10 protein-coding genes are annotated in these 12,352 nt (G+C 76.0%); 3 read left to right on the plus strand and 7 right to left on the minus strand.

What is annotated here, in order from left to right:
• Together ABZ885_RS12625 and ABZ885_RS12630 are read right to left on the minus strand one after the other, a co-directional pair.
• On the minus strand, positions 1-1,773 hold a 1,773-nt coding region (locus tag ABZ885_RS12625), incomplete at its 3' end, for a heavy metal translocating P-type ATPase (RefSeq protein ID WP_360186949.1).
• Positions 1,774-1,859: 86 nt separating this feature from the next.
• Positions 1,860-2,078, minus strand: a complete 219-nt coding sequence (locus ABZ885_RS12630) for a cation transporter (RefSeq protein ID WP_360186951.1) — start codon at positions 2,076-2,078, stop codon at positions 1,860-1,862.
• A 380-nt stretch (positions 2,079-2,458) separates the two neighbouring features.
• Between ABZ885_RS12630 and ABZ885_RS12635 the strand changes: the two genes are divergently transcribed.
• Positions 2,459-3,637 (plus strand): PP2C family protein-serine/threonine phosphatase, encoded by a 1,179-nt coding sequence (locus tag ABZ885_RS12635; protein WP_360186953.1) that lies wholly within the window; start codon positions 2,459-2,461, stop codon positions 3,635-3,637.
• On the opposite strand, the gene dhaL is transcribed toward ABZ885_RS12635, so the two are convergent.
• The gene (gene dhaL / locus ABZ885_RS12640; protein WP_360186955.1) at positions 3,634-4,281 is read right to left on the minus strand and encodes a dihydroxyacetone kinase subunit DhaL; all 648 of its coding nucleotides are present in this window, start codon (positions 4,279-4,281) and stop codon (positions 3,634-3,636) included. The two genes, ABZ885_RS12635 and dhaL, sit on opposite strands and share 4 nt — an antisense overlap.
• Positions 4,282-4,294: 13 nt before the next feature.
• On the minus strand, positions 4,295-5,290 hold the full coding sequence (gene dhaK, locus ABZ885_RS12645; protein ID WP_360186957.1) for a dihydroxyacetone kinase subunit DhaK: 996 nt from the start codon (positions 5,288-5,290) through the stop codon (positions 4,295-4,297).
• Positions 5,291-5,476: 186 nt separating this feature from the next.
• On the opposite strand from dhaK, the gene dhaM reads away from it, so the two are divergent.
• Entirely contained in the window at positions 5,477-5,869 is a 393-nt protein-coding gene (dhaM, locus tag ABZ885_RS12650; protein ID WP_360186959.1) for a dihydroxyacetone kinase phosphoryl donor subunit DhaM, read from the plus strand.
• 32 nt (positions 5,870-5,901) lie between these two features.
• Here the strand turns inward: dhaM and ABZ885_RS12655 are convergent, their stop codons facing one another.
• Complete coding sequence (locus ABZ885_RS12655) at positions 5,902-7,617, minus strand: bifunctional 3'-5' exonuclease/DNA polymerase (RefSeq protein ID WP_360186961.1); 1,716 nt, start codon at positions 7,615-7,617, stop codon at positions 5,902-5,904.
• A 195-nt stretch (positions 7,618-7,812) separates the two neighbouring features.
• Here ABZ885_RS12655 and ABZ885_RS12660 point away from each other — a divergent pair, with 195 nt between their 5' ends.
• Positions 7,813-9,837, plus strand: coding sequence for a M3 family metallopeptidase (locus tag ABZ885_RS12660; RefSeq protein ID WP_360186963.1), 2,025 nt, complete (start codon positions 7,813-7,815; stop codon positions 9,835-9,837).
• Positions 9,838-9,921: 84 nt separating this feature from the next.
• Here the strand turns inward: ABZ885_RS12660 and ABZ885_RS12665 are convergent, their stop codons facing one another.
• Together ABZ885_RS12665 and ABZ885_RS12670 are read right to left on the minus strand one after the other, a co-directional pair.
• The gene (locus tag ABZ885_RS12665; RefSeq protein WP_360186965.1) at positions 9,922-11,388 is read right to left on the minus strand and encodes a cellulase family glycosylhydrolase; all 1,467 of its coding nucleotides are present in this window, start codon (positions 11,386-11,388) and stop codon (positions 9,922-9,924) included.
• A 207-nt stretch (positions 11,389-11,595) separates the two neighbouring features.
• Positions 11,596-12,237: a TetR family transcriptional regulator gene (locus tag ABZ885_RS12670; RefSeq protein ID WP_360186967.1), complete on the minus strand. Its 642-nt coding sequence runs from the start codon at positions 12,235-12,237 to the stop codon at positions 11,596-11,598.
• Positions 12,238-12,352: the final 115 nt, after the last annotated feature.

Raw genomic sequence — 12,352 nt, forward strand, 5'->3', positions numbered from 1 at the left:
CCCGGCCCGGGCCGCGCCGTCCCAGCCGACCGCGACGACGGTCCGGCCGGCCGCCTCGGCGTCGGCCCTGGCCTGGTCCAGGGCGGGCGGCAGCGGCTGGTCGTGCTCGGCGAGCAGGGCGGCCCGCCCGGCGAGCACGGTGCGGCCCTCGACGGTGCCCCGGACGCCGCGGCCGGGCAGGTTCGTGAAGTTCGCGACGGGCGGCAGGTCGCCGGCCCTCCCTCCGCCGTCGGCCGCGGCGGCGGCGATCGCGGCGCCGACCGGGTGCTCGGAGGCGTGTTCGACCGCGCCGGCCAGCCGCAGGGCCTCCTGCGCGGTGACGCCGTCGGCGGTGTGCACGGCGAGCAGGGTCATCCGGCCGGTGGTGACGGTGCCGGTCTTGTCCAGCACGACGGTGTCCACCCTGCGGGTGGTCTCCAGCACCTCGGGGCCCTTGATCAGGATGCCGAGCTGGGCGCCGCGCCCGGTGCCGACCATCAAGGCGGTCGGCGTGGCCAGGCCCAGGGCGCACGGGCAGGCGATTATCAGCACGGCGACGGCGGCGGTGAACGCCTCGGTGGGGCTGCCGGCGGCCAGCAGCCGGCCGACCAGGGTGCCGAGCGCGATCAGGATGACCAGCGGCACGAAGACGGCGGAGATCCGGTCGGCCAGGCGCTGCGCGGCGGCCTTGCCGTTCTGCGCGTCCTCCACCAGCCGGGCCATCCGGGCGAGCCGGGTGTCGGCGCCGACCCGGGTGGCCTCGACCACCAGCCGCCCGCCGGCGTTGACCGTGGCGCCGGTGACGGCGTCGCCGACCGCGACCTCGACCGGTACGGACTCGCCGGTCAGCATCGAGGCGTCCACGGCCGAGGCGCCCTCGACGACCACGCCGTCGGTGGCGATCTTCTCGCCGGGGCGGACCACGAAGCGCATTCCGGCGGTCAGCCGGTCCACCGGCAGCAGGACCTCGCGGCCGCCCTGGAGGACCGAGACGTCCTTGGCGCCGAGGTCGAGCAGGGCGTGCAGGGCGGCACCGGCCCGGCGCTTGGAGCGGGCCTCCAGGTAGCGGCCGAGCAGGATCAGCACGGTGACGGCGGCGGCCGTCTCCAGGTACAGGGTGGAGGCGGCGTCGGTGTCGCCGATCGCGAGCGAGAACGGGTGCCGCATGCCGGGCGTGCCCGCGGTGCCCCAGAACAGCGCCCAGAAGGACCAGCCGAAGGCGGCCAGGGTGCCGAGCGAGACCAGGGTGTCCATGCTCGCGGCGCCGTGCTTGAGGTTGGTCCAGGCGGCGCGGTGGAACGGCAGCCCGCCGTGGACCACCACCGGGCCGGTCAGCGCGAAGGCCAGCCACTGCCAGTTGGTGAACTGCATCGACGGGATCATCGACATCATGACCACCGGCACCGAGAGCACGGCGCTGACGAGCAGGCGGTCCAGCAGGGGGTCGGCCGGGGCCTGCTCCGGGGCGGCGCCGGCGGCCGGGGCCCCGGGGGCGGCGGCCGGCGGCGGGGGGAGCTCGGCGGTGTAGCCGGTGTTCTCGACGGTGGCGATCAGGTCGGCCACGCTCACGCCGGGCCCGAAGTCGACCCGGGCCTTCTCGGTGGCGTAGTTGACCGTGGCCTCGACGCCGTCCATCCGGTTGAGCTTCTTCTCGATCCGGGCCGCGCAGGCGGCGCACGTCATCCCGCCGATGGACAGCTCGACGCGGTCCCGCACGACCGCGGAGCCGTCCGTCGCGGCCGCGTCCGTCGCAGCCGTGTCCGGGGCGGTGGAGCCCGGGGTGGAGGTGCTCATGCTGATCAGCTCCTTGGTCTGTGCGGACGGCGGGAGCGCGTGGCCGGGCCGCGCGCTCCCGCCGTCCGGCAGGCGGCTCAGGCGGCTCAGGCGGATCGGCCGACCAGCTCGTAGCCGGCCTCGTCGACGGCGGCGCGGATCTGCTCGTCGTCCAGCGGGGCGGCGGAGGAGACCGTCACCGTGCCGGCCTTGGCGTCGGCGGCCACCTGGGTGACACCGGCCAGCGCGGAGAGCTCCTTGCTGACCGAGCTCTCGCAGTGGCCGCAGCTCATGCCGGTCACGGTGTAGGTGATGGTGCTGGACATCGGGGCCTCCGGGAGGTCTGTACGGCCGCAGGCACGCGCCCGGGCCGTTCTTTTGATAACACCATACCCCTGCGGGGTATCACCCAGGGAAGAGGGTGATGTGGCGTGGATCGCACCCGTTCGCACCCGTCGCGAGGGGGCGGCGCGAGCGCGGCCCGAGAGCAGAGCGTATGCGCCTGACCACGTTGCGCCCGAATCCGCACGCCGGGACCGGGTCGCCCGCTCGCCGGGCGCGGCCTCCCCGGCGCCGTCGCTCTTGGTCGTGCTGTACGACAAGGGGGTCGAACGGGTACCGATTGGCCCAGTGCGGGAGGGGCGTGGGGCCGGGCGGCCTCCCGGGTGCGGGGGTGGGGCGGCTGATCGTCCGTTATGTTCGATATGTGCTCCCGAACCGCCGCGCCCAGTCGCCCGCGGTCCCGACCGCCGCGGGGCTGCCGCCCGGCCGGCGACGCGGCGCGCTGCTGGCCTTCGACCTCCAGGACGTGCCGTTCTGGCGCCGGGCCAGCCCGGCCCTGATCGCGATCGTGCTGGTCGGGCTGGCCGACCTGCTCTCCGGCAAGGACCGCTACCTCGCGCCGCTGATGACCGTCGTCCCCACCATCGCCGCGCTCACCCTGCGGCCGCTCGAACTGCTGCTGGTCTGCTCGCTGGGCTTCTTCACCGTCTTCGGCCTCAGCCACTACGACGAGGTCGACAACGTCAACGACGAGCGCTTCCTCTACGGCGCGATCGTCAGCTACCTGCTGCTCACCGTCTTCTCCGCCTGGGTCGCCAAGCTCAGGATGCGGCGGGCGGAAGCCTTCGCGGCCGTCAGCTCGGTCGCCGAGGCCGCGCAGCGCGCACTGCTGCGGCTGCCCGGCCCGGTCGTCGGACCGCTGCACCTCGCGGTGCGCTACGTCTCCGCGGCCGACGCCTCGCGGATCGGCGGGGACCTCTACTCCGTCCTGGAGACCCCGCACGGCACCCGGGTCGCCGTCGGCGACGTCCGCGGCAAGGGGCTCGGCGCGGTGCAGACCGCCGCCGTGGTGCTCGGCGCCTTCCGCGAGGCCGCGTACGACGAGTCCGGGCTGCGCGGCGTGGCCGCCCGGATCGAGGCCAGCGTCGAGCGGCACGTGCCGGACGGGGAGTTCACCACCGCGCTGTTCGCCGAGTTCCGCACACCCGGGGTGATGGAGCTGCTGCAGTACGGGCACGTCGCCCCGATCCGGGTCGGCCCGGACGGCCGGGCGCACGTCCTCGACGCGCCCGACCCGTGGGTGCCGCTCGGACTCGGCAAGCTGGCCGCGGGCGAGCCCACCTCGTGGAACCAGCCGTTCGGCGAGGAGGACGTGCTGGTGCTTTGCACGGACGGCGTGATCGAGGCCAAGCACCGCAAGAGCGGCGGGTTCTACCCGCTGGCGGAACGGGTCGGCCCGCTCGTCCGGGGCGCGGCCCGCTCGTCGGCGGAGCTGGAGGCGGCGGTCGGCCGGGTCTACGCCGACCTGCTGGAGCACACCGGCGGGGAGCTGCGGGACGACGCGCTGCTGCTCCTGATCAGCCGGACCGACCGCGGGCCCTAGGACACGCCCTGGGTTCCGTCCGGCGCGGTGACCTCGGCGAGGGCGCGGAACAGCAGGGCGGTGGAGGTCGCCCCCGGGTCCTGGTGGCCGACGCTGCGCGGGCCCAGGTAGGAGGCGCGGCCCTTGCGGGCCTGGAGCGGGACGGTGTCCAGCGCGCCCTGCTCGGCCGCGGCCGCCGCCGCCCCGGCCGCCTCCGGCAGGTCCGCGCCGGCCTGCGCCGCGGCGCGGAAGGCCGCCACGGCCGGGGTCCAGGCGTCCACGATGGTCTTGTCGCCCGGCTCGGCCTTGCCGAGGTCCTGGACCGCCCGCAGGCCCGCCGCCAGCGCCTCGGCGAACTCCGCAGGGCCGGCCGGGCCCGGCAGGGCGGCTCCCAGGGCCCGGAAGGCCTTCCCGTACAGCGGGCCGGAGGCGCCGCCGACCTTGGAGATCAGCGTGGTGCCGGTCCTGGTCAGCACCGCGCCCGGGCCGGCCGGGTCGAGGCCGTCCAGCGCGGCCTGCACGGCGGCGAAGCCGCGCTGCAGATTGCTGCCGTGGTCGCCGTCGCCGATCGCCGAGTCCAGCTCGGTGAGCCGCTGCTGCTCCTCCTCCACGGCGGCGGCGATCGCGCGCACCCAGCCCTCGGCGAGCGTGGTGTCGAAGTCCATGCAGGTGCTCCCTTCAGGCCCGCTTGAGGGCGGGGGTGTCGGCCGGGGCGTCCCAGAGCTCCAGCAGCTGGGCGTCGGCCTTGGCCAGGGTGAGCGAGAAGCCCGCCATGTCCAGGCTGGTCACGTAGTTGCCGACCAGGCTGCGGGCCACCGTGACGCCGTGCTCGGCCAGCCGGGCGGCGACCTCGCCGAACACGATGTACAGCTCCAGCAGCGGGGTGCCGCCCAGGCCGTTCACCAGGGCGATCACCTCGTCGCCGGCGGTCAGGTGGTGGTCGGTGAGGATCGTCTCCACCACCTCGGTGGCCAGCTCGCGGACGGGGCGGAGCTTCTCCCGGCGGCGGCCGGGCTCGCCGTGGATGCCGACGCCGACCTCGATCTCGTCCTCCGGCAGGTCGAAGCCGGGCTTGCCGGCCGCCGGGACGGTCGCGGCGGTCAGCGCGATCGCGAACGAGCGCGAGGCGGCGTTCACCCGCTCGCCCAGGGCGGCCACCTCGTCCAGCGGGGCGCCGCGCTCGGCCAGCGCGCCGGCGATCTTCTCCACCAGCACGGTCGCGCCGGTGCCGCGGCGGCCGGCCGTCCAGGTCGAGTCCTCGACCGCGACGTCGTCGTTGACCAGCACCGTCCGGACCTCGATGCCCTCCTCGGCGGCCAGTTCGGCGGCCAGCTCGAAGTTCATCACGTCGCCGGTGTAGTTCTTCACCACGAAGACCACGCCCGCGCCGGAGTCCACGGCCTTGGCGGCGGCCAGCATCTGGTCCGGCACCGGGGAGGTGAAGACCTCGCCCGGGCAGGCGGCGTCCAGCATGCCCGGGCCGACGAAGCCGCCGTGCAGCGGCTCGTGGCCCGACCCGCCGCCGGAGACCAGCGCGACCTTGGCCGCCGCCGGCCGGACGGCGCGGGTGATCACCCGGTTCACCAGGTCCACCGTCAACTCCGGGTGGGCGGCGGCGACTCCGGCCAGTGCGTCCGCCAGGACGCTCTCCGGGGTGTTGATCAGCTTCTTCACGACGCTTCGCTCCCTCGGCAGACGATGCTGACCCGACGCTACGCCAGACGGGGGGTGGGGGGAGGGGGTGCGACACGCGGGGGCCGCGGAAGGCGGCGGACGGCATGCGGCGGGTGGCCGTCCGCCGGGCGACACGGTGGCCGGATCACTCCTGCGGAGCAGCGGGCGGGCCGTAGGGTCGGCGGCATGAGCGACTACGTGGGCATCGTCCTGGTCTCGCACAGCGCGCAGCTGGCCGCCGGGCTGCGGGAGCTGTTGGGGGAACTCGCCTCGGACGCGGTGCGGGTGGTGGTGGCGGCCGGGGCGGAGGAGGGCGGGCTGGGCACCAGCTACGACCTGATCGCGCGGGCCGTCGCGGAGGCGGACGGCGGGGCGGGTGTGGTGGTGCTGCCGGACCTCGGCAGTTCGGTGCTGACGGCCGTCACGGTGCTGGAGGACGCGCCGCGGCCGGGGGTGGTCCTGGTGGACGCGCCGTTCGTGGAGGGTGCCGTCTCCGCGGCGGTGACCGCCTCGACCGGTGCGACGCTGGCCGAGGTGGTGGCGGCGGCCGAGGAGGCGCGCGCCTTCCGCAAGTTCTGAGGGGCCGCAGGCTCCGGGCAGGCCCGCCGGTGCTACTTGGCGTCGGCATAGCAGTCCACGACCGCGGTGCTGAGCGGGAACCGGACCGGGGTGTCCCCGAACACCAGCTGCCGGGCCTCGTCGGCGGAGGCGGTGACGGCGGCGGCCACCTCGTCGGCCAGGTTGGCCGGGGTGTGCACCATCACCTCGTCGTGCTGGAAGAACACCAGGTGCGGCCGCTCGGCCTCGTCGGCCACGGGCAGCTCGTTCAGCCGGCGGCGCAGCGCCGCGAGCAGGGCGAGCGCCCAGTCGGCGGCGCTGGCCTGGATCACGAAGTTGCGGGTGAACCGGCCGCGGGCGCGGGCCGAGCGGCCGCCGGCGTCGCCCGCGGTGTCCGGGGACTCGGTGAGGTCGAGCCAGTCGGCGGAGGGCGGCGGGCAGACCCGGCCGAGCCGGGAGGCGACCACGCCGCCGTCCTCGCCGGTGCGGGCGGCCGCCTCGACGTAGCCCATGGCGGCCGGGTAGCGGCGGCGCAGGGTGGCGAGCAGCGGGCCGATGTCCCCGCTGGTCTGGCCGTACATGGCGCCGAGCAGGCCGAGCTTGGCCTTGTCGCGGTCGCCCTGGAAGGCGGAGGCGGCGAGCGCCTCGTACAGGTCGCCGCCGGCGGCGGTGCGGGCCAGGCCGGCGTCCTGGGAGAGGGCGGCGAGGACGCGGGGCTCCAGCTGGGCGGCGTCGGCGACGACCAGCAGCCAGCCGGGGTCGGCGACCACGGCCCGGCGCAGGATGCGCGGGATCTGCAGGGCGCCGCCGCCGCGGCTGGCCCAGCGGCCGGAGACCACGCCGCCGACGACGTACTCGGGCCGGAACCGGCCGCCGCGGGCCCAGGCGTCCTGCCAGGCCCAGCCGTGCGCGGCGTGGATCCGGGACAGCTCCTTGTAGCGGACCATCAGCCGGGCGGCCGGGTGGTCCACCGCCTTCAGCTCCCAGGACCGGGTGGAGCCGAGCTGGATGCCGTGCTCGGCGAAGGCGCGCAGCACCTGGCTGTGCGAGTCGGGGTTGAACGGGCGGCCGCCCAGGGCCTGCTGCAGTTCGGCGGCCAGCTCGGCGAGCAGCCTGGGCCGGCTGCCGGGGACGGCCGGGCGGGGGCCGAGCAGCTCGGTGAGCAGCCGGTCGTGGACGTCGGCGCGCCAGGGCAGGCCGTCGTGCGCCATCTCGGCGGCGACCAGGGCGCCGGCCGACTCGGCGGCGGCCAGCAGCCGGAACCGGGAGCGTGCGGCCGGGTCGGTGATCGCGGCGAGCCGGCGCTGCTGCTCGGCGTGGACGGCGACGACGGCGGCCAGCGGGTCGGCGCCGGGTGGCAGCTGCAGGCGGTCGGGGGCGAACAGGCTGTCCTGGCCGTCGTCGTGCTCGGCGGAGCCGGGCTCGGGCAGGTCGGCCGGGACGGGCAGGCCGCGCAGCCGGGCCCAGGCCGCGCCGAGCGAGCGCGGCGCGCCGAACCGGCCCTCGTGGGCCAGCAGCAGTGCCTCGACCAGCCGCAGGTCGTGGCAGCGGGCGAGCCGGCCGGGCAGCCGGGGGAGGAGCGGGGCGTACGCGCTGTCGGCGGCGGCCCAGACCCAGCGCACCGCGCCCTCCCGCTCGGCGGCGGCGACGGCGCCGGCGAGGTCGGGGACGGTGCGGGGCGGGCCGAGCGGGGTGCCGGCGTCGTCGAGGGGCTGCAGCCGGCCGCCCGGGCCGTGCGGGTCGGGGACGAGGGCGATCCGGGGTGCCACGGGGGCTCCTCCTCTCGGGCGTACGGGCTGGGACCTCGACGGTAGCCGGTGGGTACGACAACGCGGTCCGGGCACGGGCCTGCGGGCGGTGACGCGGCGCGCGGGGCGGGGCGGTGCGCCGGTGGCCGGGCGGTGCGCCGCCGCCCCGGAGCGGGACCGTAGGCAGCGCCGGTGACACGGCGTAGGGTTCGCGAAATGACCGAGAACCCGTTCTTCACGCCCAGCACGCTGGCCTACGGACTGCCGCCCTTCGCCGAGATCCGGGAAGAGCACTACCTGCCCGCGTTCGAGCGCGGGATGGCCGAGCAGCTCGCCGAGATCGCCGCGATCACGGCCGACCCGGGGCCGCCGACCTTCGACAACACGCTGACCGCGCTGGAGCGCTCCGGTGCGCTGCTGCGGCGCGTCCGGGCGGTCTTCGACAACCAGGCGTCCGCGGACACCACGCCGCTGGTGGACCGGGTGGACGCCGAGGTGAGCCCGCGGCTGGCGGCGCACCGGGACGCGATCGAGCTGGACGCCGCGCTGTTCGCCCGGGTCGAGGAGCTGCACGGCCGCCGCGCCGGGCTGGGCCTGGACCCGGAGTCGCTGCGGTTGCTGGAGCGGTGGCACACCGCCTTCGTCCGGGCCGGGGCCCGGCTGGGCGCGGCCGAGCAGCAGCGGCTGCGCGAGCTGAACGCGGAGCTGGCCACCGCCGCCGCGGCCTTCCGGCAGAACGTGTCGGCCGACTCCAAGGCCCGCGCGCTGGTGCTGGACTCGGCCGAGGAGCTGGCCGGCCTGTCGCCGGACGCGATCGCCGCCGCCGCCGAGAACGGCCGGGCGCTGGGGCACGACGGCAAGTACGTGCTCAGCCTGAAGAACTTCTCCAACCAGACCGAGCTGGCCTTCCTCACCGACCGCTCGGTGCGCGAGCGGCTGATGGCGGCCTCGCTGGCCCGCGCGGCCGGCACCAACGGCCCGCTGGCGATCCGGATGGCCGCGCTGCGCGCCGAGCGGGCCCGGCTGCTCGGGTACGACACGCACGCTGCCTACGTGGTGGCGGACGAGACTGCGGGCAGCGTCGAGGCGGTGGACGGCCTGCTGTCCCGGCTGGTGCCGCCGGCGGTGGCCAACGCCCGGCGCGAGGCCGCCGAGCTGGCGAAGCTCGCGGCCGCCGACGGCATCGAGGAGATCGCCGCGCACGACTGGGCGTACTACTCGGAGCAGGTCCGGCAGGACTCGTACCAGGTGGACGCGGCGGCGCTGCGCCCGTACTTCGAACTGGAGCGGGTGCTGCGGGACGGCGTCTTCTTCGCCGCCGGCCTGGCCTACGGGGTGACCTTCACCGAGCGGCCGGACCTCGTCGCCTACCACCCGGACGTGCGGGTCTTCGAGGTGTTCGAGGAGGGCGGCCGTCCGCTCGGGCTCTTCCTCGGCGACTTCCACGCCCGGGCGTCCAAGCGCGGCGGGGCCTGGATGGACGAGCTGGTCACCCAGTCGCGGCTGCTGGACCACCGGCCGGTGGTGATGAACAACCTGAACGTGGCCAAGCCGGCGGCCGGCGAGCCGGTGCTGCTCTCCTGGGACGAGGTGCGCACGCTGTTCCACGAGTTCGGGCACGCGCTGCACGGGCTCTTCTCGGACGTCCGCTACCCGTACTTCGCCGGCCCGGCGGTGCCCCGGGACTTCGTGGAGTTCCCCTCGCAGGTCAACGAGATGTGGATGGTCCGGCCGGAGGTGCTGGCCAACTACGCCAGGCACCACGTGACGGGTGAGCCGCTGCCGGCCGTGCTGGTCGAGCGGATGGCCGCGGCGGAGGCCTTCGGGCAGGGCTTCCGGACCGTCGAGTACCTGGCGGCGACGCTGCTGGACTGGGCCTGGCACACCGTGCCGGCCGGCCAGGTGATCGCGGACGCCGAGGAGTTCGAGGCGGCGGCGCTGGCCAAGGCGGGGGTGGCGGTGGCCGCGGTCCCGCCGCGCTACCGGACGGCGTACTTCTCGCACATCTTCTCCGGCGGCTACAGCGCGGGCTACTACGCGTACATCTGGTCGGAGGTGCTGGACGCCGAGACGGTGGAGTGGTTCGGGAACAACGGGCGGAGCGTGCGGGAGAGCGGCGAGCTGTTCCGCCGCGAGCTGCTGTCGCGCGGGGACAGCCGGGACGCGCTGGACTCGTTCCGCGCGGTGGTCGGGCGCGACCCGCAGACCGGGCCGCTGCTGGCGCGCCGGGGTCTGGCGTAGCGCGGGACTCCGGTGGCGCGCCCGCCGGTGGCCCGCCCGCCGGCCCGCCCACGGTGGACTTCGGCGGACGGGCCGGCCGGGTGTTCAGCGCCGCGTGAGGGTGACCGTGACCGGGGTGCCCGGGCGGGTGTGCGGGAGGCGGATCCGGGCGGTGCCGGCCCGGTCGCCGGCCGGCTGGTCGAGCTCCACCCGGGCGTCGGCCGGGGTGACGGTGATCCGCACGCCGGTGGGGAACGCGGCGGCGGGCAGGGCGAGTTCGGTGGCGTGCCCGGTGCCGTCGGCGGTCCACCGGACGGTGTGGCCGGCGGCCGTCGCGGTGGTGCTCGGGGCCGTCCCGGCGACGGCGGTCGGGTACGGGCCGAAGACCGGCTCGTCGCCGGGCGCCGGGCGGCCGGCCGGGTCGAGCGCGCAGTAGCCGCCGTTGCCCCGGCACCAGTACCACATCGTCCAGCCGGCGGCGAAGCCGTCCATCGCCGCGACCTGCCGGCGGACCAGCTGGGTGTTGCCCGGCCGGCGGGAGTCGGGCGGGCCCCACTCGCCGACCAGGACCGGCAGCCGGTGGGCGGCCGGGTAGCCGGTGATCGCCGCGGTGTACCGCTCGACGAAGCCGCCGGACGGGTCCCAGTCGGCGCCGCCCTCGACGGCGGTGTCGTAGAAGTGCGGTGCGTAGCCGAGCCGGGGGGCGCCGGGGCGCGGGTCGGTGAAGCCGGGCAGCCGGGTGGGCACGCCCTGGCCGGCCAGGACGGTCGGCTCGACGAACAGCCAGGCCCGGGTGTCGGCCCGGCGCACGGCGGCGATCAGCCGGCGGTACATGTCGGCGAGCCGGCCCTGTTCGAGGGCGGCGGAGGCGGCGGCGAGCACGGCCGGGTCGGTCGGGTCGCCGTCCACCGGGCCGAACGGCTCGTTGAACAGGTCGTAGCCCAGCAGCGAGCGGTGGCCGCGAAGTTCGCGGGCGAGCCGGGTGTAGAAGTCGGCCTGCCAGGCGCGCAGGTCGGCGTCGTCGTAGAGGTGCCGGAAGGCGGCCTGGACGGCGGGCTGGAAGTAGCCGGCGAACCAGTCGTCCGGGTCGCTCTCGAAGGGCAGGCCGTCGTCGCGGGTGGCCCAGAGCGGGATGCCGCGGTCGCCGCCGCCGAACTTCGGCCCGTAGACGTCCTGGTGGAAGTCGACCAGGGCCAGCACGCCGTACCGGTCGGCCCAGCCGAGCAGCCGCTGCAGCCGGGCCAGCTCGGCCGGGTCGAGCCGGCCGCGCTCGGGCTCCAGCCTGGTCCAGGAGACGGCCACCCGGATCAGGGTGAAGCCCTGCCCGGCCAGGGAGCCGACGTCCTGCTCGGTGGCCTCGGCGTACTTGTCGAGGTTGAAGCCGCGCAGTTCGAGCCGGCGGCCGGCGGCGTCGGTCAGGCCGGTCCGGCCGTCCGGACCGGTGGCCGTCCCGGTGGGGAACCCGGCCCGGGGCGGCGCGGGCCGGGCCTCGGCCGGGGTGGCGGCGAGCGGGGCGGTGAGGGCGGTGGTGGCGGCGAGCAGGAGGGCAACGGCGGTGCGGCGCAGGCGCATCGGACCTCGCAGGGTCTCGCGGGCGGAGCCTCGAGGGCTGGGGGTGGGGCCCGATGATGCCCGGCCTGCCGTGTACCGCACAAGAGTGCGGGTGCGGCACAACTGCCGTGCGGCGCACCGCGGTACGGCACACCGCGGTACGCCACGCCGGCCGGCCGGGGCTCAGGCGGCCTGAGTTCGGACGGCCTGAGTTCGGACGGCCGGGGTTCAGACGGCCGGGTCCGCTCCCGTCGCGGGCTCGGCGGCCGGGGCGGGCAGGACGGCGGTGGGCAGGTCGCCGGCGGCCGCGAGCCGGCCCCAGAGCAGGTCGGCGAGCGCCTGGACCATCCGGGTGCGCGAGCACGGTCTGGACTCCAGCCACCAGTCCCCGGCCGCCAGCACCATGCCGGTGATGCCGCGTCCCCAGGCCTCGGCGAGGAGTTCGCGGTCGGCGCCGAGGTCGACCTGGTTGTCGACGGCGCGGGTGATCTCCTCCGCGATCTGCCGCAGCGCCGGTGCGAGCGCGTGCCCGACGCCGGTCGGGTCGCCCGGCTCGGGGTGGGTGAGCAGCCGGTAGACCTGCGGGCGGGCCTCGATCCCGGCCAGGTAGGTGTCCAGCACGTGCTCGACCCGGTCGCGGCGCTCCAGCGGCTCGTTGAGCGCGGCCCGCACGGCGGCCAGCAGGCCGCTGGTGTGACGTTCGGTCAGCGCCCTGATCAGGCCGTTCCGGTCGCCGAAGTGGCGGTACAGGATCGGCTTGGTGATCCCGGCCTCGGCGGCGATGGCGTTCATGCTGGCGCCCGGGCCGTCCCGCTGGATGACCCGGTCGGCGGCGTTGAGCAGTTGCTCGCGGCGGGGCTCTGCGGACATGTGCTGCTCCTGGTGCTGGGCGTTGACATCGGTTACCAATCAGTAGCAGACTCCCTCGATGTTACCCGGGGTAACACCCGGTGTGGTCACGGTTTTCCGCGGCCGCCCCTGCATC

The organism is Kitasatospora sp. NPDC047058, from assembly GCF_040643935.1.
Classification (GTDB): domain Bacteria; phylum Actinomycetota; class Actinomycetes; order Streptomycetales; family Streptomycetaceae; genus Kitasatospora.